Source organism: Stenotrophomonas sp. 2619 (assembly GCF_040548725.1).
In the GTDB taxonomy this organism is placed as follows: domain Bacteria; phylum Pseudomonadota; class Gammaproteobacteria; order Xanthomonadales; family Xanthomonadaceae; genus Stenotrophomonas; species Stenotrophomonas maltophilia_AP.
The window spans coordinates 112,912-135,919 of record NZ_JBEPSF010000013.1 but is presented as its reverse complement, the minus strand read 5'-3'; the positions used below and the strand labels follow the sequence as shown (position 1 = coordinate 135,919).

Sequence of the window (23,008 nt, the reverse complement as noted above, 5' to 3'; positions counted from 1 at the left end):
AATCAGTTCTCCGCGGTACGGCTGGCAGGCGCGGCCAGGCTCAACGTCTGGGGGGTGGCCCCGGGCTCTTCGCCCGGCAGGCAGATTTCGTCATCGGCCATGCCGTGGTACCGGGCGACGATGCTGTCGAACAGGCCGGTATCCACGCCGCTGAAGCGTTGCAGTGGTGCGCCGTGGGTAGGCACTTCCAGCGCCGCCAGGCGCGTGGCGCCGAGGTGGTCGTTGCTGCTGCGGGCCTGGTCCAGCCAGAGCTTGAAGTCGGCATCGGTCACGACCCGGGCCGGGAACTTCATGTCCGAGAAGCCCGAGCCGCTGTAGGCCGACGACATCCCGGCGTAGGTGCCCGGGGTATGGCCGATCAGGTGCAGGCGCGTCTGCATGGCGGGCATGGTGTAGACCATGCTGCCCAGCTGCGGCACGAAGAAGGCGTTCATCATCGACTCGGAGGTGAGTTTGAAGGCCACCGGCGTATCCACCGGCATCACCAGCTCATTGATCGTGGCCACGTTATGGTCGGGGTAGATGAACAACCACTTCCAGTTCAACGACACCACTTCCACGCGCAGCGGCGCCTTGTCCGATGCGATTGGCTTGTAGGGGTCCAGCGCGTGCGTGCTCTTCCAGATCAGCACGGCCAGCACCACGATGATCAGACACGGAATGGTCCAGATCACCACCTCGATGGCGGTGGAATGCGACCAGTCCGGGGCGTAGGTGGCTTTGGTGTTGGAGGCGCGGTAGCGCCAGGCGAAGTACAGCGTGAGAATGATCACCGGGATCACCACCAGCAGCATCAGACCGGTGCACACCAGGATCAGCTGCATCTCCTGTTCGGCGATGCTGCCCATGGGATTGAACAATTCCAGGTTCTTGCACCCGGTGAGCAACGGCAGCAGCGCTGCCAGTCCGAACCAGCGTCCGGCGCGGGCTGCACCGGCCATGGCGGCGCGGCGAGCGGTGTGTGTAGCGGGGTTCATGCGGGTCGGCCCTTCCAACGCAGTGCCGGGCCGGGCGGCCCGGATCATGAAAAGTGGCGAACACCCCCCTGCATGACCGATATGCATGGGGGGTGCCCGCCGCAGCCGCGTACGTTAGGCAACGACATGATCCATACATGATGCGACACACTGTCGCAGGGCCGCGCGCACCCGGGCGTAAGATGCGCCGATGCAGTGGAACACTCTCATCGCCGACGGCCACGGGCCGGTCTACCTGCGCATCGTGCACGCCTTGGAGCGCGCGGTCTGGTCCGGCGCGCTGCGGCCCGGCCAGCGCCTGCCGGCGCAGCGCGTGCTGGCCAACGACCTGGGCGTGGACCTGACCACGGTCACCCGTGCGTTCACCGAGGCACGCAAGCGCGGCCTGATCGACGCACGCGGCCCGCAGGGTACGTTCGTCGCCCCGCCGCAGGTGGAGCTGGCGCAGCTGGTGGATCTGAGCATGAACCTGCCGCCCAGCCCCGGTGGCGGACAGGTGGCCGACATGCTTCAGCGTGGCCTGGCCACCGTGCTCAGCCGCAGCGACGCCAGCAACCTGATGACCTACCACGTCGGCGGTGGCAGCCGCGCCGACCACCTGGCCGCGCAGCAATGGCTCAAGCCAATCCTGGGCAGGCTGGACAGCGACCGGCTGGTGGTCACCGAAGGCGCGCAGGCCGCGCTGTCGGCACTGCTGCTGGCACTCACCACTGCCGGCGATGTCATCCTGTGCGAACCGCTGGTGTATCCCGGCCTGCTGCACGCGGCGCGGGTGCTGCAACGCACGTTGCGGGTAGTGGAGTGCGACGAGCACGGCATGCTGCCCAGCGCATTGCGCCGCCACGCGCGTGCCAGCGGTGCGCGCGTGGTCTACCTCAACCCCACGGCGCAGAACCCGACCGCGCGCACCATGCCCGAAGCGCGCCGGATGGCCCTGGCCGACGTGCTGCGCAGCCTGGACCTGCGCCTGATCGAAGACGACCCGTACTGGCTGCTGGTCGACGATGCCCCTGCCCCGCTCGCCCTGCTGGCGCCGCAGCACACCTGCTACATCTCCACCCTGTCCAAGTGCCTCAGCCCGGGCCTGCACACCGGCTTCGTGCACCTGCCCGACGGTGTGGCACGGCAGGACGTGCTTGATGCGCTGCGCGCGGTCAACCTGATGGCGCCGCCGCTGATGAACGCGCTGGTGACCCAGCTGATCCTGGACGGGTCGGCGGCCACCCTGCTGAAACTGGTACAGGAAGAAGCCGCCGAGCGTCGCTATCTGGCGCAGTCCACGTTGTCGCCCCGCTTCCTGCAGCACTGTGCCGGCGTGCATGCGTGGTGCCGGTTGCCCGCCCAGTGGACCGATGCCAGCCTGACCCATGCGGCGCGGCTGCAGGGGCTGGGGATCGCCCCGTCGTCGGCGTTCACCCCGCAGGGCGTGGCGATCAATGACGCGGTGCGGATCTCACTGGGCGCGGCGTCGAGCCGGCAGGAACTGCACCGGGCCTTGCGGCAGCTGGATCAGCTGATGCACGTGGCCGCCGACGACGCGGGCGGCTGGACGGTGTGAGCCGGCCACGCAGCGTGCCGGCTCCCCGCCCCGCCCTGCCCTCAGCGCGGCAGCGACCGCAGCATCGCCGCCTGGTCGGTCACAAAGGCCGGCGGCGGCAGGTCCAGCACCGCGTCGCGGACCGCCCGGCCCGCCAGGAAATCGGCGATGGTGCCGGCAATGGCCGGTTGCCCGAGCCACATTTCGTTGTCGTGGCTGGCGCCGCGCACCAGCAGCCACGTGTTGTTGGCGAAGCCCGGCCGCAGCGCTTCGGCGTTGGCCGGCGGGGTCCGCCCGTCCAGCGTGCCACTGATGAACAGCACCGGCACCGCGCTCCGCAGCGGAGCCCGGAACGCGCCCCCCAGATCAACCAGCCCCAGCCCGTCGCCCAGCATCGGGAACGGGAAGTTCAACGCATCGCCGAACAGGCTGGTACGCGCCTGTGCCTCGGCCAAGGCACGCCGCTGCGCACTCTGGCCGGAGGCCACGTCCATCGCCAGCGACATCGCGCCGAACTGGCCAAACTCACCGCGCAGCAGCAGCACGATGTCGGCCAGCGGACCGTAATCGCCGCGCTCGGCCTGGCGCAGCGCAAACGGCAGCCACTGCTGGGTGGTGCGGCGGCCGAGCATGGCCGCCATCGCCAGCTGCAGGTCATAGGCACCGATGGTGACCTGTTTGTCCGGGTGGAGCAGGCTCCTGCCCTGGGCGGGCTGCTGGCGCAACGTGGCCAGTACCCGCGTGGCCGAGCGGGTCAGATCCTCGAAACCCGCATCGGCCGCTGACGCACCCAACTGCGCCAGCAGCGCATCCGCCGCCAACGGCAGCTTCAGGGTATCGTCCGGGCCTTCGCTGCCCATCAACACCACCCGCTCCAGCCGGTCGCCGTGCAGGCGCACCGTGGCCAGTGCCAGGTGGGTGCCGTAGCTCATCCCCCACAGGCTGATCTTCGGCACGCCCAGGGCGCGCCGCAGGTCGTCGATGTCGCCGGCGCTTTCCACCGTGGTGTACGCGCCCAGATCGACCCCGGCCTGTTTCCAGAACGCAACACAACGCGCTGCGGTGTCACGCAATGCGGCCAGCGCGGTATCGCGCTGCAGCGGTTGCGCGTCATCGAACTGCTGCACATGCGGGCATGTCGGCGGTGGCTCGGACGCGCCGACGCCGCGTTGATCCAGCAGCAGCACGTCGGTATCGCGCCGGACCTGGTCGAACACCGGCCAGCGTGGCCCCCGCGCAGTCCCGATACCCGAGCCGCCCGGCCCACCGGCGAGATACACAACGGGTGCCGCGCGGCCGTCGCCCGCCGTCGCCCGCAGCCGGACCACGCGCAGACGCATGCGCGGCCCGTCCGGCGCCGCGTGGCGGCGCGGCACATCGAGGTAAGCCGCTTCCGCTGCGATCGTGCCGTGCGCCTGGGTCTGGTAGGCATAGGGTTCGAACACCAGCGGCGCCGCCGTGTCAGCGGCCAGCACCGGGTCAACGGCGGCGAAGGTCAGGCACAGGGTTGCCAGCCGCGTGGCCATGCCGTGCAGGCAGGAACGGGGACGATCAGCGTGCAGCATCGAAGCATGGGTCATGGCGGGCTCCAGGAAAGATGAAACAGCGGACCGCGCACCGGGGGGGCGCGGCACATCAACACACCCCCAGCATCTGCCGCCCTCGGGCGGAGAAGGCGTTCGCGTCCGCCCAACGGCTCCACGCGGGGGACCAATGTCTCCACGCAGCCGATACGATGGCCGCATGCAGATCCTCCGAACCCTCACCACCCTGGTTGTACTGGTCGCCGCGGTCACCGCCTGGCTGGTGGCGGCAGCACCGCCTGCCGGCCTGCGCTATCTGGAACCGACGGCGATGGCACCGGCGGCGTCGGCGGATGTGCCCTCCACGCCGCCCGACGGCCTGCCCTGGCGCGCGGTGGATCAACGCGAACTGGCACGCTGGCGCGGCCCCTACTGGCTGCGCTGGGAGGTACCTGCCACCGCAGCGGAACAACCGGCCGACCGCACGCTGCGGCTGTCCGTGCGCGCGGCCAGCCAGCCGTACTGGAACGGCCGGCCGCTGCCGGCCAATGGCGCGGTCGGGGCTACCGCCAACGAGGAGCGACCCGGGCAGGTCGACGTCCTGCGCGCGTTGCCCGCTGCGCCTGCCGCTGGCACCGACACGCTGGTGGTGCTCGCCTCCAGCCAGCATCACCGGCTGCCGCTGCGCAGCGCGGGCGCCTTCATTGCGATCGGACCGGCCGCCTCGCTGTATCGGCACCCGGTGGCGCCCTGGCTGATCGCCGCGCTTGCCACCGGCGCGCTCGCGGCCGCCTGCCTGTACCTGCTGGTGGCGCAGCGCGGACGGCCACAGGTGCCCGGCGCGCGGGTCCTGCTCGCGTTGGGTGCGGTGGGCCTGGCGCTGCCGGTGCTGGAGGGCTGGCGGCCACTGCTCGGGTACGCCTACCCGTGGCATGGCCCGCGCCTGCTGGCGCTGCTGGCGCTGCATCTCGCGGCGGCGGTCCTGCTGCCGGCCTACCTTGCACGCCGCTTCGGCGTGGCGGTGCCGACAGCCCTGCGCATCGCCTACCTGGCAGCGCTGGTGGCCGTGGTGGCGTTCGTGCCGGGCTTCGATGGACGCGGTTCGGCGCTGCTGTTGCTGAGCCTGCTCAGTGCCGTCGCACTGCTGCTGCGCGCCCGCCGCGAGCCGGACGAGCGTTGGCCGATCCTGACCCTGGTGCTGGCCGGTGCGCTGGCGATTCCGCTGTTGCGCGGCGCCTTCCTGGACGGGCCGTACTTCCTGTTCCTGGCGGTGCTGATGGGGTTCCTGCTGGTGCGGCACGCCGCACAGCTGCGCGTACTGGACGCACACAACGCGCTGCTGCGCGAAGAGCGCGCGCGCCTGTCATTGCAGTTGCTGCAACGGGGCATCCAGCCGCATTGGTTGATGAACACCCTGACCTGCCTGCAGGAACTGATCGAGCAGGCACCGATGCGCGCCAGCGCCCTGGTCGAAGCACTGGCCGAACAGTTCGATCGCCTGCGCGCCAGCAGCAGCCAGCAACGGGTCGCGCTGGAGGACGAACTGGCGCTGTGTCGCAACCACCTGGACATCGTGGGCATGGCGATGGAACGGCACATCGCATTCGACGTCGACGCCCACCAACACGGCCTGTGGCTGCCACCGGGGGTGCTGCACGCCCAGGTGGAAAACGCGCTCACCCATGCCGGCGCGGTGGCCTGCGCACAGCAGCCGTTCCGGCTGCGCGTGCAGCGCCAGGACGAGCGCTGGATCGTGGAGCTGCGCAGCGCGCGCGGCACGGCACCGCATCGCGGCCAGGGCACCGGCACGCGCTACATCGAAGCCAGCCTGGCGGCGGCGTGGCCAGACCGCTGGCGCTTCGTGCAGGGTGCCGACGGTGCGGAGTGGTACGGCCGGATGGAGCTGCCATGCGCATCCTGATTGTCGAAGACGAACTGCTGGTACGCCAGCGCCTGCTGCGCCTGTGCACCGAGTTGGCCGGCAGCCGGGCGCGGTTCGATGCGGTGGCCGACCTGGAGGCCGCCGGTGACCGCCTGCAGCGCGCGGTCTACGACGGTCTGCTGCTGGACCTGAACCTGGGCGGGGAGGACGGCTTCGAGCTGCTGCGCCGTGCCGTCGCCGGGCGTTACCACTGCGTGGTGGTGTCGGCCCATCGCGAGCGTGCGTTGCAGGCGTTCGAGCATGGCGTGCTGGATTTCGTGCCCAAGCCGTTCTCTCGCGAACGCCTGGGCCTCGCGCTGGAGCGCCTGCTCGACGTCAGCCGCGCGCGCGCCGGCAGCGCCCGTTACCTCGGCATCTGGCGGGCACAGGGCACTGCCGTGGTCGAACTGGCCGACGTGCAGTGGATCCGCGCCGACGGCGACTACAGCCAGCTGCGCATGCGCGACGGCCGCAGCGAACTGCACGACAAATCGCTGGCCAGCCTGGGCGCGGTACTACCGCCGGATTTCGTGCGCTGCCACCGCTCCTACGTGGTCAACCTGCGCCATGTGCGCAGCCTGCACGCCGGTTCGGGCAGCCGCTACTGGCTGGTACTCAACGACGGCACGGAGCTGGCCGTGGGCCGGGCGCATGTGGCCGCACTGCGCGGCGAACTCGCGCTGGGCTGACCCCGCCCCGGCACAGGCTCAGAGACCGCCGGTGGCGGCCTTGGCCTTCTTCCACGCCGCTTCGAATTCGGTGGCGGTGATGCCGTCGTCCGAATCCAGGTCGAACCACGACAGCGGCTGGTCGGCCAACAGGAAGCGTTCGTCGCTCTGGCCGTGCTTGTCGGCCCAGGTGGTCACGCTGCGGTACACCTCGACCTGGCGCACGATCACATCGCCCACGGCCTCGATGTAGACGTTGCCCTGGCCGAGATCGGACTCTGCCCAATGCTTGAAGTACTGCTTTTTGTTCGTGCTCATCGGGAGGTTCCGGGTCTGGCGCAACGTGGGGGGTGGGGAATATACCTCAGCGCCGCCGCGACGTCGCTCGCGGCTGCAGCGCATCCAGCGCCCCGGCGTTGCGCCGCGCCCAGTCGTAGATCAGCTCAATCGGCTCCACCAGCTGCAGGCCCAGCGGGGTCAGCGCGTAGTCCACCGACGGCGGCACGGTGGGATATTCGGTACGCAGCACAAGCCCGGCGGCCTCCATCTGGCGCAGGGTCTGGCTGAACATTTTTTTGGAGATGTCCGGCAGGCTGCGGTGCAGCGCATTGCTGCGCGCGGTGCCGTCGTGGCGCACCGCCAGCGTGTGCAGCACCATCGAGGTCCACTTGGTGCTGAACAGCTCCAGCACCCGCCGCGGGGCGCAGTCTTCACGCCATTGATCTTCCTCGCTGCCGGTTTTCATTGCCTGGTTACCATTTGGTGCCTTCTTTCGAGGCGTGCGCACCTATCCTACTGTGTGCGCCTGATAGTGGATGGAAAGGCGGCAGCATGAACAACAAGGCACTCGTCGTGGGCGCAACCGGCATCGTCGGCAGCGCATTGATACGGGCACTGCAGAGTGCCGGCTGGGAGGTGCACGGCCTGGCCCGAGCGCCCGGCACCCTGCCCCCGGGTGTCGGCGCGGTGGCGGCCGATCTGCGCGACGCGCAGGCCACGCGTGACGCACTGGCGGGGCTGGCGCCCACCCACGTGTTCATCACCACCTGGTCGCGGCAGGCCAATGAAGCGGAGAACATCCGGGTCAACGCTGCGATGGTGCGGCACCTGCTCGATGCACTGCGTCCGGCCGCTTCGGTCCGGCACGTGGCGCTGGTGACCGGCCTGAAGCACTACCTGGGACCGTTCGAGGCCTACGCGCAGGGTGCGCTGCCGCAGACCCCGTTCCGCGAGGAGCAGCCGCGCCTGGAGGTGGACAATTTCTATTACGCGCAGGAAGACGAAGTGTTCGCCGCCGCCGCGCGCGATGGCTTCCACTGGAGCGTGCACCGCCCACATACGGTGATCGGTGCGGCGGTCGGCAATGCCATGAACATGGGCACGACCCTGGCGGTGTACGCCTCGCTGTGCAAGCGCAGTGGACGTCCGTTCTACTTCCCGGGGTCGCCGGCACAATGGGACGGCCTGACCGACATGACCGATGCCGGCCTGCTGGCAAGGCACCTGCTCTGGGCCACGCAGACCCCGGCCGCCTTCAACCAGGCGTTCAACGTGGTCAACGGCGATGTGTTCCGCTGGCGCTGGATGTGGGCACGCATCGCGGCGTGGTTCGATCTCGATCCCGCACCATTTACCGGCGATGTGCGGCCGCTGGAGCAGCAGATGGCCAACGATGCCGCCGCGTGGTCGGCGCTGGCCGCAGAACACGGCCTGGTCGAGCCCGATATCCAGCGGCTGATTTCACCGTGGCATACCGATGCCGACCTGGGGCGCCCGCTGGAGGTGATCACCGACATGTCCAGGAGCCGCCGGCTGGGCTTCCTGGACTACCAGCCCAGCGACGATGCGTTCTTCGCGCTGTTCGCGCAGCTGCGCGAACGGCGGTTGATCCCCTGAGCAAGGGCGGCACGCGCATGCAACGCGGCGTGCCGGGCCCGGGTTACCTTCGACACTGTGGGCGTGTGGCGGCGACCCGCTAGGCTGCGGCATCCGCCCGCCGGGCCCTTCGTGATGCCGCACACCGTGACCCTGCCCTGGAAAGTGTCTTCGTTGTTGCTCGCGGCGCTGCCGCTCAATGCGGTTGCGGCAGACCAGTGGATCGTGGCGACCGATCTGTGGGGCAACACGAATTACCAGACGCTGCAGCTGGACGTGCAGGGAACGCAGCTCACCGGCACCCTCGACGGCGACCGCGTCAGTGGCACGCTGCGCGACCGCGACGTGCGCTTCACCGCCACCGGCAGTGACGGGCAGGTCTACCACTTCAACGGCCGCATCGACGATGCACGCATGCAGGGCCAGAGTGACCAGCCGGACACCAACAATCGCGCGGTGCGTGCCCAGCACGCGTTCAGTGCCTGGCGGGTGCCCGCGCGCACCGGCACGTCCGCGCAACGGCACGTGTTCACCCCGGTCGACTACGCCAATACCTTCAGCGCCGACCGTGCCCCGGTGCTGGTCATCCACCCCGGCGATTGGGTGCGGACCAAGACCCTCGATTCCGGCGGCGTGGACGAGCACGGCGTCACCCGTGCCCTGTTCGGCAACCCGCAGGTGGGGCCGTTCTTCGTGGTCGGCGCCGAACCCGGCGACACCCTGGCCATCACCCTCACCTCGCTCAAACTCAACCGCGACTACGCCGACAGCCTGGACGGCGTGGTCGGCCGGCTGAAGACGCCACGGATAGCCGCCGAAACCACCGGGCTGGGCAAGCCGGTGCGCTGGGAGCTGGACCGGGTACGCGGCATGGCGCGGCCGAAGGATGCCAGCGGCGCGCTGAGGCAGTTCGAGGTGCCGGTGAAACCGATGCTCGGCGGGCTGGCAGTAGCCCCCGGCTTCGGCTACCCGCCGTTCTCCACCGGCGACACCGCCGACTTCGGCGGCAACATGGATTTCAACGCGGTGGTCGAAGGCAACACTGTGTACTTGCCCGTGCAGCAACCCGGTGCGCTGCTGTATCTCGGCGATGGCCATGCCCTGCAGGGCGATGGCGAAACCACCCAGTGGGCGCTGGAGACTTCGCTGGACGTCGAGGTGCGGGTGGCGCTGGTGAAGCGGCAGTCGATCGCCACGCCCCGTGTCGAGTCGCCGACCCAGATCATGACCCTCGGCCAGGCCGGCTCCAGCGACGACGCGCTGCGCGTGGCCACCTCCGGCATGCTGCAGTGGCTGCGCCAGGGCTACGGGCTGAGCCTGTCCGAAGCGACCCAGGTGCTGGGCGTGGCGGTGCAGTACCACGTCGCCAACCTGGCCGGGCGCAGCGTGGGTGTCGCCGCGAAACTGGACAAAGCCGTGCTGCGCACCCTGCCCGCTCCGGGTGCGACACCGCCGGACTAGACGACCGGTCTAATCGGATGTACAGTGCACCCCATGAGCACTGCGACCGCCCCTGAACCCCTCGATGTCCGCGACAGGATCCTGGCCACCGGCCAGCGGATCATGGGCGGAAAGGGCTTTTCAGCGGTCGGCCTGAATGAGGTCCTCACCGCCGCCGGTGTGCCCAAGGGATCGTTCTACCACTACTTCGGCTCCAAGGAAGCGTTCGGCGAGGCCCTGCTGGAGGACTACTTCGCCGCCTACCTGGCCGAGATGGACGCCACCTTCCGCCAGCCCGGCCTGAGCAAGGCGCAGCAGCTGGATGCGTACTTCCGCGCCTGGCGGGACGCCCAGTCGTTCGAGGACTGCCAGGGCAAGTGCCTGGCGGTGAAACTCGGCGCCGAAGTGGCCGACCTGTCGGCCAGCATGCGTGCCGCGCTGCAGCGCGGTACGGCCGGCATCGTCGAACGCCTGGCACGGGCGATCGAGGCCGGCGTCGCCGACGGCTCACTCCGCGTCCACGGCGATCCCACTACGGTGGCCCAGAGCCTGTACCAGCTGTGGCTGGGCGCCAGCATCATGGTCAAAATCACCCGTACCCTGCAGCCCTTCGATACGGCGCTGAGCGCGACCCGGCAAGCCCTTCACCCTTCGGCCTGACCGGCCGGAACACCCCGGAGGCACGTCATGACGATGTGCCTTTTCATTCGCCCACATCGTAGCCGACTGGTCTACTCACCCCGTCCCACCCACCCGGAGCCACCGCATGAAGATCCTCATCGTTCTCACCTCCCACGACCAGCTGGGCGACACCGGCCGCACCACCGGCTTCTGGCTGGAAGAGCTCGCCGCGCCCTACTACGCCTTCACCGATGCCGGCGCCCAGATCGTGCTGGCCTCGCCCAAGGGCGGCCAGCCGCCGCTGGACCCCAAGAGCAACGAGCCCGACTTCCAGACCGACCTCACCCGTCGCTTCGAGGCCGACCCGGCCGCCACCGCGCAGCTGGCCACCACCGTGCGCCTGGACAGCGTCAACCAGAGCGACTTCGACGCCGTGTTCTATCCCGGCGGCCACGGCCCGCTGTGGGACCTGGCCAACGACCGCCACTCGATCGCACTGATCGAATCGTTCATCGCCGCCAACAAGCCGGTCGCGCTGGTCTGCCATGCCCCGGGCGTGCTGCGCGACGTCAAGGCCGCCGACGGTTCGCCGCTCGTGGCGGGCAGGAAGGTCACCGGTTTCACCAACAGTGAGGAAGCCGGCGTCGGGCTCACCGACGTGGTGCCGTTCCTGGTTGAAGACATGCTGCAGGCGGCCGGCGGGCAGTACTCCAAGGGGCCCGACTGGGGCTCGTACGTGGTCAGCGATGGCCTGCTGATCACCGGGCAGAACCCGGCATCGTCGGCAGAAACGGCCGCCGTGCTGGTGAAGCACCTGGGTGCGTCGGGCAACGCCTGAGGCCTGACCGCATCGAGGCCGGCGCGCGATGACGCGCCGGCCTCACGCCATTCCAGCGCCCATGCCATCCATGGGCACCGGCGCTCCTACGCGGCGGCGCGGCACCTGCGTTGGCTCACCCGCGCCGCACGGCGACCGCGGCAGTGGAGCGACGCAGCGTGTACTGCACAAGGCGCCACAGCACCAGCCGACTCACTGTCGAGATCAGCATTGGCACGCATGCCACCAGCGTGGGCAGGATCGAACCGAACACGGGCGTCATGCCGATGACGAAGCCGAACAGGTACTCCGCGCGGTACGCAGGAAACAGCACACTGGCGACCAACACCCCCAGCATCACCTGGGTTGCAGCGGGTTCGCCATGGGTCACAAACGCCACCGAGAGTGCGATGCCAGCGGCGAGCGCGCCCACGAAGCCGGCAACCGCAGGCCACGAGGCGCGTGCGTGCGTGCGGGTGCGCCGGGTCACCTCCCATCCCGCCAGTACGCCGAGCAACGGCAGCACCAACAATCCCCATGCGTTGGAGATGGCGGGCAGGCTCGCGTCATTGAGCAGGTGGTGGCGCTGGATGCCGCCGTGGCTGTACTCCCAGCCCAGATGAATCAACGCGGCCGCCATGCCGGCGATCACAGCGCCGGGCAGTATCCAGCGCGAGTGCGGAATCGCCATCCTCACATCCTTTGATCGAGATCCAGGGTCCAGTGACGACAGCTTAGGGAGCGTGCGCTTTCCCGGCCATGTGCCGGGCGGCATCGTGACCAACGGCGACCCGACGGGTACCTACCCGTCGGGTCGCCCATGCAAGGCCGCCACGATTGATGCGATGCGCGCGCCGTGCCCTTCCATCCGCATCAACCGCCAGCGGGCGCTGCCACCGGAGTGATGCGCCAGATCGTATTGGCCAGGTCATCGGCCACGATCACCGCGCCGCGTGGATCCAGCGACACCCCGACCGGACGGCCGCGGGTGCGGCCGTCATCGCCGCGGAAACCACTGGCGAAATCGATCGGCGCACCGGCCGGGCGTCCGTCACGGAACGGCACGAACACCACCTTGTAACCGACCGGCGGATTGCGGTTCCAGCTGCCATGCTCACCGACGAACACACCGTCGGCAAACGCAGGCCCCATCGCCGCCGACGAGAACGTCACGCCCAGCGCGGCCACGTGCGAGCCCAGCGCATAATCCGGGGCGATGGCCGTGGCCACCTTCTGCGGGTTCTGCGGCATCACCCGCACATCCACGTTCTTGCCCCAGTAGCTGTAGGGCCAGCCGTAGAACGCGCCTTCGCGCACCGAGGTGAGGTAGTCCGGCACCAGGTTCGGGCCGATCTCATCGCGTTCGTTGACCACCGCCCACAGCACGCCCGTACCCGGCTGCACGGTCAGCGCGGTGGGATTGCGCAGGCCCGTGGCGTACACCTTGTGCGCGCCGGTCTGTGCATCCACCTGCCATACCTGTGCCCGGTCGATCTCCACGGCCATGCCACGTTCGGTGATGTTGCTGTTGGAGCCGATACCCACGTACAGGTGGCGCCCGTCGGCACTGGCCGCCAGCGATTTGGTCCAGTGGTGGTTGATCGCCGCCGGCAGGTCGGTGACCTTGCTCGGTGCGCCACTGGCCTTGGTCTGGCCCGGCTGGTAGGCAAAGCGCACCAGCGCGTCCTGGTTGGCCACATACAGCGCGTCGCCGATCAACGCCAGGCCGTACGGCGCATTGAGGTGGTCGGCAAACACGGTCTTGAGTTCGTACACGCCGTCGCCATCGGCATCGCGCAGCAGGGTAAGGCGGTTGCCGCTCTTCACGGCGGTATTGCCCTTGGACTTGATCCTGCCGGCAATCACGTCCTTGGGTTTCAGGTTCGGGGCGCTGCCGCCACGACCTTCGGCCACCAGGATGTCGCCATTGGGCAGCACCAGCGTCTGTCGCGGAATGGCCAGCGCGGTGGCGATGGCCGAAATGCGGTAGCCCGCTGGCACCGTCGGCGTGCGATCGCCCCAGCTGGCCGGCTTGGCGATGGTCATGTCCGGCATCAGCGTGCGATTGGGCGCGGGCAGTTCCGGGGTGGCGCCGTACTGTTCAAGCTCGGGCGCCTTGTTGCTGCACGCGGCCAGCGCGAGGGTCAGCACCGATACGGTGAGCATGGCGGTGGGTTGACGCTTCATCGTGCACCTCCCACGCGCAGGCTGGAGAACCCGACCCAGGTGGCCAGCAGGGCCAGTACCGTGACGATCACCGACAACACCAATGCCACCGGCATGATCGCCCAGGCATCACGGGCGTGATGCAGCGAGTTGAAGAAACCCACCGCCCACGTAAGCACCAGCAGTCCGGTGTAGGCGCGCGCACGGCTGCCGCGGGCCAGGCCGACCAGCGCGCACAGCAGCGCGAGGGTGGTGATCACCATGGCGCCCACCAGCAGCCAGGCCGCGAAGTTGCTCCACTGGATCTCGTAACTGCTCCAGTAAGCGTAATCGGACAGCAGCGCGCCCAGGAACAACGGCAGCACGCCGCCGAGCACCGCGGCATGGAAAGGATGGAGGGCCCATGGGCGGGCCAGCGAGGCAGTCGAGTTCACGGCGGTCTCCAGGTGGACGAATGTCCGGACTCCACCGATGCTGCCAGCCCACGGTGATACGCCATGTGATGCACGGGGACCGCGCGGCGCGGATCGCGGGTGCCGCGCCGAAGGGATCAGGTGCGGGCGTCGGCCAGGGGCTGGTAGGAATCCTCGAAATCCAGGTAGTCCTCGTGCAGCCCGTCAACCCGCCGCCCGGTTGGCCCGTCGGGCCCGGTTTCCATCAGTTGCCAGCCGGGCAGGCGCGGGTCGTCGCTCATGCCGCCCTCATCGAGCACCATCACGAAGTGATTGCCCAGCGCCTTGGCATACGCGCGCAGCAGCGCATGCAGTGCCGTCGGGTCCACCGCGGCTCGCAGCGTCTGCAGGGTACCCTCCAGTTCGGGCTGCTCGTCGATGGCGTCGGACAGGACGTGCTCCACGTCGTCGGCCAATACGTGCACGTCGTGCAGCACGCGGAACCGGGCGAACTGCGCGATGTTCTCGGAAAGCTCGCTGCTCACCCAGTCGCGCGGCGCGGTGCATCCCGCTGCCTGCATCGCCGCGGTGAGCTGGGCACGGCGTTCGGTGTTGTCGTCGGTAGCACGCATGGCAGTGGCGTCCTTGGCATGAAGCGTGGGAGTGGACCGCCTATCCTAGCCAAGCGCTGCCGCAAATGCCTACCTCGCATGCCCGGCTCAGCGTGCGGCCGGGAAACCTGCTTCGGCCAGGGCCGCCACGAACACCCCTTCGCCCAGGGTGCTGTCCACCCGCACCGCGCGCGCCGTCGGGTCGGTCTCGATGCGCGCGTTGGGATCTACCTCCGTCAGTGCCTTGGTCACGGAACGGGCACAGCCGCCGCAGGTCATGGTGGGAACAGTGAAACGGAACATGCAGGACGCCTCGTGGGGAAAGTGTCCGCTTACTGTCCGGCTTGACAGCATGGCAAGGTCAAGCGCTGCCGTGCACGCGGCAAGGCACGGTTCACTTTGCCGCGCGACGTCGCGATGCCAGCGGACCATCGGTGCCGAAACGCGGTGCCCGGTGCGGTGCCACCGTGTCCGGCACGGTGGCAGCGGCGTCGGTCTGCTCGGCGAGGTCGGCGATGATCGGGCAATCCGGGCGATCGTTGCCGTGGCAGTGCTCGGCCAGATGTTCCAGGGTCTGCGCCATCGCCTCCAGTTCGGCAATCCGGGTGCGCAGGCCCGCCACGTGCGCCAATGCCACGGCCTTGACGTCCGCACTGGCCCGGCCGCGGTCGTTCCACAAGGTCAGCAGCTCGGCGATCTGTTCAACCGGAAATCCGAGGTCGCGCGCGCGCCGGATGAAGCGCAGGCTGTGCGCATCCTGCGTACTGTAGGTCCGGTAGCCCGCGGCGCTGCGTTCGGCCTGCGGAATCAGGCCGATCTGTTCGTAGTACCGGATCATCTTCGCCGACACGCCGGAAAAGGCGGCCGCCTGACCAATATTCAACATGTTCTGCTCCTGGGAAACCTGCTGCCACGCCGCACCGCTGTGCCCATCGTCGCGCCGATGCCGGCGTGGAGGTGAGGCGTCACACGGTACCCCCAGTCTGGGGATTCCCACCGTGGGAAGGTCAAGCCTAGGGCGTTTGGCCGGCCTGCAACCGTTCACGCAGGATCGCGTCGGCCGACGGGACCCCGCGCAGCTGCTGCTCGATCACCGTGGCCACGGCGCCGAACATCTTCTTCTGGACCAGATAGCAGACCAGGAAGAACGGCAGCATCAACAGCATCGGTGCCGCCGCCGGCCGCACCAGGACCACCGGAATGATCGACAGCGACATGCCCAGGGCCGACCAGTTGAAGCGCCCTTCCACCCTCACCTCGCGCCGCCTGGGGTCGGCGACCACCCGACCGCGCATGATCGGGTAGAAGCGTTGGGCGAAGCTCTCGCGGAAGGCATAGCTGCCGTCGGGCAGCTGGCGGAACACCAGGTGGAGGTACGTTCCGCGCGGCACATCGTGTTCCAGGCTGCCCAGTGACAGTCGGGTGCGCCAGTCGGCCGGGGCAGCGATGCGTTGGTTGAAAATGCGGATGCCCCAGCTGAAATAGCGGGCGTTCCAGAAGAACTGCAGCACCAGGTCGATCAGCAGCAAGACACACAGGGCAAAGACCATCGAAACTCCACGGGCGGCCAGTGGCCAGCACCCCACGCAGTTGCGGCGGGGGGCGGGCGTCCAGTGAAACGGCGCAGCGCATCCCCGCGCCGCGGTGGCAAGCATACGCCAGATGCCCGGCGGCCGATCAGCAGGCCCCTACTCCGGGCCAGCGCGTTACGCCACGCCCCCGCGCAGGGTAATGCGTCGCTCCCACCACCAGAACATCACCAGCAGCACCGCGCCCATGGCCAGGAACACCAGGCCGCTAAGCACATGCACCTCGACGCTGGTCTCCAGCGCCTTCATCACCTTCAGTGCGACGTAACGCTGGTAGTCGACCAGATCGCGCTGGGGGTGATCGACAAAATAGCGGCCCAGGCTGCCGCGTACGTTGATCCATGAACCGCCGTGATCGGAACTGTCAAAGGCGTACACGCCGAACGCCATCTGCGCGACACCGGCCAGCATGCACAACAGGCCCATTACCAACAGTATCCAGCGCATTGTCGTTCCTCGACGAAAGGGCCAGCCGGTGGCCGTCCAGCACAGGGGAGGCAGGCCCGGTTGTCGGCGCTGCCTGGCACCCAGCGTAATGCGTCGTCCCGCCGTGCGCACGCCCTGCCCGGGCCCGCCGGCCCCGACCCGGCCGCCGTTGGTCCCTTGCTCCCCCCTTTCGTCCCGCGCCCCATGACGACGGGCGGTAGCGGGCACACACTCGCTGCCATCGCTACCGGCCCACCGCCAAGGAATACTCCGATGAAACGACGTGCCTGCCTCAAGGCCAGCCTGGCCCTGCCCCTGCTGCCGCTGGTCCTGAAAGCGACGGCCGCCGCGCCCCTGCCCGGCCCCCGGGTGCGGCCGGGCACCGCCGGGTGGCCGGCCCGTGCCGACTGGGCCCGGCTGTCGCAGGCAGTCGGCGGGCGGCTGTCGGTGCCGCAGTCGCCGTTCCTGGGCGATGCCGCCAGCCGCGCTGACGCGCTGGCGCAGATCCACAACCCCTTTTACATCGGGGACCAACCGGGCCTGACCCAGACCAGCGGTTACTTCGGCGCATGGCGTTCGGTGCCCAGCGCGCAGATGGTGGCCGCCACCAGCAGCGCCGACGTCGCCGCGGCAGTGAGCTTTGCCCGCACCCATCGGCTGCGGCTGGTGGTCAAGGGCGGCGGCCACAGCTACCACGGCACCTCGTGCGCGCCCGACTCGCTGCTGGTCTGGACCCGGGCGATGAACCAGGTGCAGCTGCACGATGCTTTCGTGCCGCAGGGCGCGCGCCCGGGCACGGCGGCGCAGCCGGCGGTGAGCGTGGGTGCCGGGGCGATGTGGATCGACGCCTACACCGCCGTAACCACCCACGGGGGGCGTTACGTGCAGGGCGGTGGCTGCACCTCGGTGGGCGTGACCGGGCTGGTCACCGGCGGTGGCTTCGGCAGTTTCTCCAAGACCTTCGGCAGCGCCGCGGCGGGCCTGCTGGAGGCCGAGGTGGTGACCGCTGACGGGCGGGTGCGGGTGGTCAACGCGGACAACGACCCGGACCTGTTCTGGGCACTGAAGGGGGGCTGTGCCGCCAGCTTCGGCATCGTCACCCGGATGACCCTGAAGACCCACGCCCTGCCCGATACGTTTGGCGGCGTCTCCTTCAAGGTGCAGGCCAGCACCGAGGACCAGTGGCGTGCGCTGGCGGCCCAGGTACTGCGCTTCTATCGGGACAGCCTGTGCAACGCCCACTGGGGCGAGCAGATCACCTTCGCCGGTGAGCGCACCCTGTCGGTCTCGATGGTGTTCCAGGGCCTCAGTCGCGAGGCGGCGGCCGCCACCTGGCAACCGTTGCTGGACTGGATCGCCGCCGATGCGGGATACACCCTGCGTGAACCGTTGCAGGCCCTGGCGATGCCGGCGCGCGACTTCTGGGACGCGGACTTCTTCCGCCAGCACGCGCCGGCGATCATTGCCGAGGACACCCGTGCCGATGCGCCGGCCCACCACATGCTGTGGAAAGGCGACCAGGGGCAGGTCGGCTGGTTCCTGCACGGGTACGCCTCGGCGTGGATGCCGTCGGCGCTGTTGGGGGACGACCAGGTGGTGGCCACCGCAACGGCGCTCTGTGCGGCGGCCGCGCACATGGACGTGGGCCTGCACTGCAACAAGGGTCTTTTCGGCGCGCCCGCCGAGGCGATCGCAGCCAGCGCCGACACCGCCACCCACCCTGCCGTGCTGGACGCCTTCGCCCTGGCGTTGATCGGCAATGCCGGCGGCCCGGTCTATCCCGGCTGTGGCGGCAGCGTGGACGAACCCGGCGCGCGCCGCGGCGCGCTGCGGGTGCGGCGTGCCTACGAGGCCCTGTCGGTGCTGGTGCCCAAGGCCCCCACGTACGTGTCCGAGTGTGACTACTTCCAGGCCGATTGGCAGCAGGCGTTCTGGGGCCCGCACTACCCGCGCCTGCTGGCCACCAAGCAGCGCTACGACCCGGACGGGCTGTTCGTGATCCATCACGGCGTGGGCAGCGAGGCCTGGAGCGCGGACGGCTTCGCGCCGCGCCCCGGCTGACACGCCGAGGCCGCCGCCGGGAGGGCGCGCGGGTGCCCCCTTGCACGTGCAGCCCGCGCCGACCTGGCGTAGCCTGCGCGCAGCCCGCCACTGGAGATGTCCCGTGCTGCCGAACCCGACCGCTTCCGCCCTGCCCGCCCTGTTGTCGCTCGCCATCGGCGCAGCGTTTGCGCTCGCCACGCCGTCCACGCACGCGCAGGCCACCGCCGCCGCGCCGATGCCGCCGGCAATGGTGGCCGGCCCGCCGATGCCGGTGTCGTTCAACGGCCTGCTCGACGCACAGACCATGGCAGCGATCAACGCCGATCCGGAGCTGCGTACGATGCTCGGCATCAGTGGCGACGGCCAGGCCGACACGTCCGACCAGCTCACCGATGTCTCGCTCGCGCGGCGCGAGGTCAACCGCCGGTTCCTGGCCGACAACCTGGCGGCGATCACGCAGTGGCAGGGCGCCCCACTGGATGCGCAGCAGCAGTTGAGCCGTGGCCTGGCGCGCTGGTTCTACCAGACCCAGATCGACCTGATGGCCGTGCCGTGGTCAGCGGCGTGGCTGCCGGTGGGGGGCAGCACCTATGCGGTGGACCAGTTGTTCAGCCTACCGGTGAACCTGCCGCAGTTCATGGACAACCAGCACGCCGTCACCGATGAGACCAGCGCGGCGCACTACATTGCCCGGTTGCAGTCGATGGGGCCCAAGCTGGACCAGGTCCGCGCCAACGTGGACATGCAGGCCGCGCAGGGCGTGGTGCCGCCGGACGTGGCGCTGCAGGGTGCCGCCGACCAGTTCCGCACGCTGCTGGCACCCGCGCCCGGCGACAGCCTGTGGGTGACGTCGCTGCAACGCAAACTGGATAAGGTGCCGGCGATTCCCGCCGCACGACGCGAAGCGCTGACAGCGCAGGCCACGCGCGCGGTGCAGCAGTCGGTCAATCCCGGCTACCAGCGCCTGCTGGCCGATGTGCAGGGCCTGCAGGCGCGCCACCTGGGCAACAAGGGCGTGTGGGCGCTGCCGCAGGGCAAGGCTTACTACGATGCCGCGTTGCGCTGGTACACCAGCACTGACCTGGACGCCGACGCGATCCACGCGGTCGGGCTGGACGAAGTGGCGCGGGTGGAGAAGCTGATGGATGCGCGATTGGCGCAGCTGGGCCTGCGCGAAGGCAGCGTCGCCGCCCGCGTGCAGCAGCTGCGCCAGGACCCGCGCTACCTGTATGCCGACACGGACGCCGGGCGCAGGGAACTGCTGGGCGACATCGAACAGCGCCTGCGTGACCTCGACCCGATCCTGCCGACCTGGTTCGGCCACCTGCCCCCGCAGAAGCTGGTGGTGCAACCGGTGCCGGCGCACATGCAGAAGACCTCGCCCGGCGGCTACTACTATCCCCCGGCAATGGACGGCTCGCGGCCGGGCACGTTCTTCATCAACCTGGGCGACATCGAGTCCAACACGCGCTGGAGCATCCCCACCCTCACCTACCATGAGGGCTCGCCCGGCCATCACTTCCAGATCTCGATCGGGCAGACCCTGACCGACCTGCCGTTACTGCGCCGCAGCCTCAATCCCAGCGCCTTCAGCGAAGGCTGGGCGCTGTACGCCGAGCAGCTGATGGCCGAGGCCGGCGTGTACAAGGACGACCCGGCCGGCGACCTGGGCCGGCTGCAGGCCGAGATGTTCCGCTCGGTGCGACTGGTGGTGGATACCGGCCTGCACCGCAAACGCTGGACGCCCGAGCAGGCCGCCACCTACATGCAGGAAAAGACCGGCATGAAGCCCAGCGACGTGCGCGTGGAGATCAACCGCTATCTGGTCCAGCCTGGCCAGGCGTCGTCGTACAAGATGGGCCAGTTGCAGCTGCTGGCCCTGCGCGAACGGGCGCGCAGGGAACTGGGCACGCGCTTCGACATCCGCGCGTTCCACGACCTGGTACTGGGCAACGGCGCGATGCCGATGACGGTGGTGGCGCAGGCAGTGGATGGCTGGATCGCCGCGGGCGGTGGCGACCCGCGGCGCACGCCCTGAGACGCCCACGCGCGGGTTCTGCGTAGAAATACCTAGGCCGCTACGGTGTAACTCCGCTTGTCCGGCAGGGCGGCGGTACGCACAGTGAGGACAGGGTCGGCGTGACCGGCCCGGCCCCTCGCCGTCGTCCCGGAGCTTCCCATGACGCACGCACGCCCTGCCCTGCTGCTTGCCCTGGCGCTTGCCGCAGCCTTGCCGCTTCCTGTCAGTGCGCAGACCCCTGCGCCGGTGCCGGCCTCGACCCGCACCGTCGACGCCGACGCGGTGGCCGCGTTGGACCGGATGGGCAAGGCGCTGCGTGCCCTGCCGCACTTCCGCATGCACGCCACCACCAGCACCGAGTACGTGCTCGACGACGGGCAGAAACTGGCGCTGGCCGGCACCGTGGACTACAAGGTCCTCGGACCGGACCGCTTCTTCGTGGACATCCAGAGCGAGCAGCAGCACCGCCAGCTGTTCTATGACGGCAAGCGCCTGACCATCTTCGCGCCGCGCTTGAAGTACTACGCCACCCTGGACGACCTCAACCGCAGCAGCCAGGCGCTGCTGGCCGAGTCGGCCAGCCGCTACGGACTGGAGTTCCCGCTGGCCGACCTGTTCCTGTGGGGCACGCCGGCCTTCCCCACCGATGGCTTCCAGTCCGCACTGCGCGTGGACAGCGCCCGCATCGATGGCGAGGCCACGCAGCACTACGCGTTCCGCCAGCCGGGCGTGGACTGGCAGGTGTGGATCTCCGACGCCAGCGCCTTGCCACGGCAAGTGGTGATCACCAGTCACTCCGATCCGGCGTTGCCTAGCTACCAGGCCACCCTGCAGTGGGATACCCGGCGCCCGGTCAGCGCCAGTGAGCTGGCGTTTGCTCCCGATGGCGCCACCCGCATCGTGTTCGTGCCGGTCGCACTGGCCGCGCAGGACACCCCGGCAGAAGGGAACTGAGCATGGACACGATCACTTCCCTGCGGAACGCCATCGGCACCGCCCTGCTCGTTCTGGCCGGCGCCTCGCTGCTGGCACCGGCGCAGGCGCGGCCCGGCCTGCGCGGGTTCGCGCATGCCTCCATTGGCCATGCCGGTGGCTTTGGCGGCGGCGGCATGGCGCATCCAGGCGGTGGGGGCGGCTTCGCACCGCACCCGCCCGGCCCGGCCCCGCAACCGGGTCCACGGCCCGGGCCACGGCCCGAACCGGGTCCCGGCCCGCATCCTGGACCGGGCCCTGGACCTGGCCCGCATCCGGGACCTGGACCCGGGCCCGGCCCAGGGCCAGGCCCGCATCCGCCCGGGCCACCGCCCGGACCTGGCCCGCATCCCTATCCGCCCCCGCCTCCGCCGCCGTACTGGGACCACCCGTTCTGGGATGCCGCCGCGTTCACCGCCGGCGTCGCGGTCACCTCGGCGGTGATCGGGTCCATCGCCTACACGCTGCCGCCGAGCTGCACCACGGTGGTCGTCAACGGCATCGGCTACCAGCAGTGCGACAACGCGTGGTACCAGCCCCGCTATGTCGGCACCACGGTGCAGTACGTTGTCGTGGACGCGCCGCGATGAGGCACCTGCGCACGGTTGCCCGTGGCACCGCGCTGGGCCTGCTGTGGCCGGCGATGGCGATCGCCCAGTCGGCCGGCGGCGGCTCGACCGACGACATCGCCCGCAAGCTGGCCGATCCCGGCGCGGCCCTGGTGTCGGTGCCGTTCCAGTACAACTACCTGGGCTCGGCAGGCCCCGGCGGCGATTTCCACAACCAGCAGTTGAAGATCCAGCCGGTGATTCCGTTCGTCGGCGAGAGCGGCAAGTTCATCCTGCGGCCGATCCTGCCGTTGAGCTGGAACCAGTTTCCCGAGCGCAAGCACGGCAGCGGCGACCTGTTCGTGCAGGGCTACTACATCCCCAAAACCGCCGCCGAGGCGCACGGCACCGAGATCGGCTTCGGCGCCGCCGCGCTGCTGGACACCGCCTCCCACGACAGCCTGGGCACTGGCAAGTATTCGCTCGGGCCGGCCTTCATCCTGGTCCACAAGACACGTGCGTGGACGGTGGGTGCGCTGGCCAACCACGTGTGGTCGGTGGGGGGCGATGGGGATCGGGAGGATGTCAGCAGCACCAGCGTGCAGCCCTTCGTAACCCGCAACCTGCCCAATGGCTGGTCGCTCAGCTTTACCTCGGAGACCAGCTACAACTGGAAAGCGGCCAGCGGCGATGCCTGGACCGTGCCCCTCGGCGCGACCGTCTCCAAGGTGATGCACCTGGGCCACACCCCGGTGAGCGTGGGCCTGGGCGGGTTCTACAACGTGGACCGGCCGCAGTACGCCAACCGCTGGACCGGACGCCTCATTGTCACCCTCGTGTTTCCCGAATAGCCCGCACGCGC

At 69.4% G+C, this 23,008-nt stretch carries 24 protein-coding genes; 12 read left to right on the top strand and 12 right to left on the bottom strand.

Features of this window, described 5'->3' with window-relative positions; translation table 11 throughout:
• Positions 1-2 precede the first annotated feature (2 nt).
• The gene (cyoA, locus tag ABIA71_RS14240; protein ID WP_354285989.1) at positions 3-977 is read right to left on the bottom strand and encodes a ubiquinol oxidase subunit II; all 975 of its coding nucleotides are present in this window, start codon (positions 975-977) and stop codon (positions 3-5) included.
• A gap of 190 nt (positions 978-1,167) precedes the next feature.
• Between cyoA and ABIA71_RS14235 the strand changes: the two genes are divergently transcribed.
• Positions 1,168-2,535, top strand: a complete 1,368-nt coding sequence (locus ABIA71_RS14235) for an aminotransferase-like domain-containing protein (RefSeq protein WP_354285987.1) — start codon at positions 1,168-1,170, stop codon at positions 2,533-2,535.
• Between the two features lie 41 nt (positions 2,536-2,576).
• Here the strand turns inward: ABIA71_RS14235 and ABIA71_RS14230 are convergent, their stop codons facing one another.
• The gene (locus tag ABIA71_RS14230) at positions 2,577-4,094 is read right to left on the bottom strand and encodes an alpha/beta fold hydrolase (RefSeq protein WP_354285985.1); all 1,518 of its coding nucleotides are present in this window, start codon (positions 4,092-4,094) and stop codon (positions 2,577-2,579) included.
• Between the two features lie 163 nt (positions 4,095-4,257).
• Here ABIA71_RS14230 and ABIA71_RS14225 point away from each other — a divergent pair, with 163 nt between their 5' ends.
• On the top strand, positions 4,258-5,958 hold the full coding sequence (locus ABIA71_RS14225) for a histidine kinase (RefSeq protein ID WP_354285983.1): 1,701 nt from the start codon (positions 4,258-4,260) through the stop codon (positions 5,956-5,958).
• Positions 5,946-6,647, top strand: a complete 702-nt coding sequence (locus tag ABIA71_RS14220; RefSeq protein WP_354285981.1) for a response regulator transcription factor — start codon at positions 5,946-5,948, stop codon at positions 6,645-6,647. The genes ABIA71_RS14225 and ABIA71_RS14220 overlap by 13 nt, the downstream gene beginning before the upstream one ends.
• A gap of 18 nt (positions 6,648-6,665) precedes the next feature.
• On the opposite strand, the gene ABIA71_RS14215 is transcribed toward ABIA71_RS14220, so the two are convergent.
• Both ABIA71_RS14215 and ABIA71_RS14210 read right to left on the bottom strand, forming a co-directional pair.
• The gene (locus ABIA71_RS14215) at positions 6,666-6,944 is read right to left on the bottom strand and encodes a hypothetical protein (RefSeq protein ID WP_128095814.1); all 279 of its coding nucleotides are present in this window, start codon (positions 6,942-6,944) and stop codon (positions 6,666-6,668) included.
• Positions 6,945-6,990: 46 nt separating this feature from the next.
• A complete protein-coding gene (locus ABIA71_RS14210; protein ID WP_354285979.1) occupies positions 6,991-7,371 on the bottom strand; it encodes a winged helix-turn-helix transcriptional regulator in 381 nt (126 codons plus the stop codon).
• Positions 7,372-7,457: 86 nt separating this feature from the next.
• Between ABIA71_RS14210 and ABIA71_RS14205 the strand changes: the two genes are divergently transcribed.
• The 4 genes from ABIA71_RS14205 (at position 7,458) to ABIA71_RS14190 (ending at position 11,400) form a co-directional block, all read left to right on the top strand.
• Positions 7,458-8,522 (top strand): SDR family oxidoreductase, encoded by a 1,065-nt coding sequence (locus tag ABIA71_RS14205; RefSeq protein WP_354285977.1) that lies wholly within the window; start codon positions 7,458-7,460, stop codon positions 8,520-8,522.
• Between the two features lie 114 nt (positions 8,523-8,636).
• Positions 8,637-9,962 carry an acetamidase/formamidase family protein gene (locus ABIA71_RS14200; protein ID WP_354285975.1) on the top strand — a complete coding sequence of 442 codons (1,326 nt, stop codon included), beginning with the start codon at positions 8,637-8,639 and terminating at the stop codon, positions 9,960-9,962.
• Between the two features lie 33 nt (positions 9,963-9,995).
• On the top strand, positions 9,996-10,601 hold the full coding sequence (locus tag ABIA71_RS14195; protein ID WP_354285973.1) for a TetR/AcrR family transcriptional regulator: 606 nt from the start codon (positions 9,996-9,998) through the stop codon (positions 10,599-10,601).
• 106 nt (positions 10,602-10,707) lie between these two features.
• A complete protein-coding gene (locus tag ABIA71_RS14190) occupies positions 10,708-11,400 on the top strand; it encodes a type 1 glutamine amidotransferase domain-containing protein (RefSeq protein WP_354285971.1) in 693 nt (230 codons plus the stop codon).
• Positions 11,401-11,515: 115 nt separating this feature from the next.
• On the opposite strand, the gene ABIA71_RS14185 is transcribed toward ABIA71_RS14190, so the two are convergent.
• The 8 genes from ABIA71_RS14185 to ABIA71_RS14150 form a co-directional block, all read right to left on the bottom strand.
• Positions 11,516-12,070: a hypothetical protein gene (locus ABIA71_RS14185; RefSeq protein ID WP_354285969.1), complete on the bottom strand. Its 555-nt coding sequence runs from the start codon at positions 12,068-12,070 to the stop codon at positions 11,516-11,518.
• Positions 12,071-12,252: 182 nt separating this feature from the next.
• Positions 12,253-13,566: a PQQ-dependent sugar dehydrogenase gene (locus tag ABIA71_RS14180; protein ID WP_354285967.1), complete on the bottom strand. Its 1,314-nt coding sequence runs from the start codon at positions 13,564-13,566 to the stop codon at positions 12,253-12,255.
• Complete coding sequence (locus tag ABIA71_RS14175; RefSeq protein ID WP_354285965.1) at positions 13,563-13,979, bottom strand: DUF2231 domain-containing protein; 417 nt, start codon at positions 13,977-13,979, stop codon at positions 13,563-13,565. The genes ABIA71_RS14180 and ABIA71_RS14175 overlap by 4 nt, the downstream gene beginning before the upstream one ends.
• 116 nt (positions 13,980-14,095) lie before the next feature.
• Positions 14,096-14,569: a hypothetical protein gene (locus ABIA71_RS14170; protein ID WP_354285963.1), complete on the bottom strand. Its 474-nt coding sequence runs from the start codon at positions 14,567-14,569 to the stop codon at positions 14,096-14,098.
• An 87-nt stretch (positions 14,570-14,656) separates the two neighbouring features.
• Positions 14,657-14,851, bottom strand: coding sequence for a heavy-metal-associated domain-containing protein (locus ABIA71_RS14165; protein ID WP_354285962.1), 195 nt, complete (start codon positions 14,849-14,851; stop codon positions 14,657-14,659).
• 91 nt (positions 14,852-14,942) lie between these two features.
• On the bottom strand, positions 14,943-15,431 hold the full coding sequence (cueR, locus tag ABIA71_RS14160; protein WP_354286026.1) for a Cu(I)-responsive transcriptional regulator: 489 nt from the start codon (positions 15,429-15,431) through the stop codon (positions 14,943-14,945).
• Between the two features lie 130 nt (positions 15,432-15,561).
• Positions 15,562-16,098, bottom strand: a complete 537-nt coding sequence (locus ABIA71_RS14155) for a hypothetical protein (protein WP_354285960.1) — start codon at positions 16,096-16,098, stop codon at positions 15,562-15,564.
• A gap of 156 nt (positions 16,099-16,254) precedes the next feature.
• A complete protein-coding gene (locus ABIA71_RS14150; RefSeq protein ID WP_354285958.1) occupies positions 16,255-16,584 on the bottom strand; it encodes a hypothetical protein in 330 nt (109 codons plus the stop codon).
• A gap of 252 nt (positions 16,585-16,836) precedes the next feature.
• Between ABIA71_RS14150 and ABIA71_RS14145 the strand changes: the two genes are divergently transcribed.
• The 5 genes from ABIA71_RS14145 (at position 16,837) to ABIA71_RS14125 (ending at position 22,997) form a co-directional block, all read left to right on the top strand.
• Positions 16,837-18,624, top strand: coding sequence for an FAD-binding oxidoreductase (locus ABIA71_RS14145; protein WP_354285956.1), 1,788 nt, complete (start codon positions 16,837-16,839; stop codon positions 18,622-18,624).
• A gap of 103 nt (positions 18,625-18,727) precedes the next feature.
• Entirely contained in the window at positions 18,728-20,644 is a 1,917-nt protein-coding gene (locus ABIA71_RS14140; protein ID WP_354285954.1) for a DUF885 domain-containing protein, read from the top strand.
• A gap of 141 nt (positions 20,645-20,785) precedes the next feature.
• Positions 20,786-21,580, top strand: coding sequence for a DUF2092 domain-containing protein (locus tag ABIA71_RS14135; protein ID WP_354285952.1), 795 nt, complete (start codon positions 20,786-20,788; stop codon positions 21,578-21,580).
• A 458-nt stretch (positions 21,581-22,038) separates the two neighbouring features.
• Positions 22,039-22,188 carry a hypothetical protein gene (locus ABIA71_RS14130; RefSeq protein ID WP_354285951.1) on the top strand — a complete coding sequence of 50 codons (150 nt, stop codon included), beginning with the start codon at positions 22,039-22,041 and terminating at the stop codon, positions 22,186-22,188.
• Positions 22,185-22,997 (top strand): hypothetical protein, encoded by an 813-nt coding sequence (locus tag ABIA71_RS14125; protein ID WP_354285949.1) that lies wholly within the window; start codon positions 22,185-22,187, stop codon positions 22,995-22,997. Before ABIA71_RS14130 ends, ABIA71_RS14125 begins: the two co-directional genes overlap by 4 nt.
• The last annotated feature ends 11 nt before the right edge of the window (positions 22,998-23,008 follow it).

Excerpts from the sequence above, each read along its gene's own strand:
- ABIA71_RS14225 (WP_354285983.1), top strand. The coding sequence starts at position 4,258 with ATGCAGATCCTCCGAACCCTCACCACCCTGGTTGTACTGGTCGCCGCG.
- ABIA71_RS14235 (WP_354285987.1), top strand. The coding sequence starts at position 1,168 with ATGCAGTGGAACACTCTCATCGCCGACGGCCACGGGCCGGTCTACCTG.
- ABIA71_RS14125 (WP_354285949.1), top strand. The coding sequence starts at position 22,185 with ATGAGGCACCTGCGCACGGTTGCCCGTGGCACCGCGCTGGGCCTGCTG.
- ABIA71_RS14205 (WP_354285977.1), top strand. The coding sequence starts at position 7,458 with ATGAACAACAAGGCACTCGTCGTGGGCGCAACCGGCATCGTCGGCAGC.
- ABIA71_RS14180 (WP_354285967.1), bottom strand. The coding sequence starts at position 13,566 with ATGAAGCGTCAACCCACCGCCATGCTCACCGTATCGGTGCTGACCCTC.
- ABIA71_RS14200 (WP_354285975.1), top strand. The coding sequence starts at position 8,637 with ATGCCGCACACCGTGACCCTGCCCTGGAAAGTGTCTTCGTTGTTGCTC.
- ABIA71_RS14215 (WP_128095814.1), bottom strand. The coding sequence starts at position 6,944 with ATGAGCACGAACAAAAAGCAGTACTTCAAGCATTGGGCAGAGTCCGAT.
- ABIA71_RS14170 (WP_354285963.1), bottom strand. The coding sequence starts at position 14,569 with ATGCGTGCTACCGACGACAACACCGAACGCCGTGCCCAGCTCACCGCG.
- ABIA71_RS14145 (WP_354285956.1), top strand. The coding sequence starts at position 16,837 with ATGAAACGACGTGCCTGCCTCAAGGCCAGCCTGGCCCTGCCCCTGCTG.
- ABIA71_RS14150 (WP_354285958.1), bottom strand. The coding sequence starts at position 16,584 with ATGCGCTGGATACTGTTGGTAATGGGCCTGTTGTGCATGCTGGCCGGT.
- ABIA71_RS14135 (WP_354285952.1), top strand. The coding sequence starts at position 20,786 with ATGACGCACGCACGCCCTGCCCTGCTGCTTGCCCTGGCGCTTGCCGCA.
- ABIA71_RS14195 (WP_354285973.1), top strand. The coding sequence starts at position 9,996 with ATGAGCACTGCGACCGCCCCTGAACCCCTCGATGTCCGCGACAGGATC.
- ABIA71_RS14165 (WP_354285962.1), bottom strand. The coding sequence starts at position 14,851 with ATGTTCCGTTTCACTGTTCCCACCATGACCTGCGGCGGCTGTGCCCGT.
- ABIA71_RS14185 (WP_354285969.1), bottom strand. The coding sequence starts at position 12,070 with ATGGCGATTCCGCACTCGCGCTGGATACTGCCCGGCGCTGTGATCGCC.
- ABIA71_RS14210 (WP_354285979.1), bottom strand. The coding sequence starts at position 7,371 with ATGAAAACCGGCAGCGAGGAAGATCAATGGCGTGAAGACTGCGCCCCG.
- ABIA71_RS14220 (WP_354285981.1), top strand. The coding sequence starts at position 5,946 with ATGCGCATCCTGATTGTCGAAGACGAACTGCTGGTACGCCAGCGCCTG.
- ABIA71_RS14230 (WP_354285985.1), bottom strand. The coding sequence starts at position 4,094 with ATGACCCATGCTTCGATGCTGCACGCTGATCGTCCCCGTTCCTGCCTG.
- ABIA71_RS14190 (WP_354285971.1), top strand. The coding sequence starts at position 10,708 with ATGAAGATCCTCATCGTTCTCACCTCCCACGACCAGCTGGGCGACACC.
- ABIA71_RS14155 (WP_354285960.1), bottom strand. The coding sequence starts at position 16,098 with ATGGTCTTTGCCCTGTGTGTCTTGCTGCTGATCGACCTGGTGCTGCAG.
- cyoA (WP_354285989.1), bottom strand. The coding sequence starts at position 977 with ATGAACCCCGCTACACACACCGCTCGCCGCGCCGCCATGGCCGGTGCA.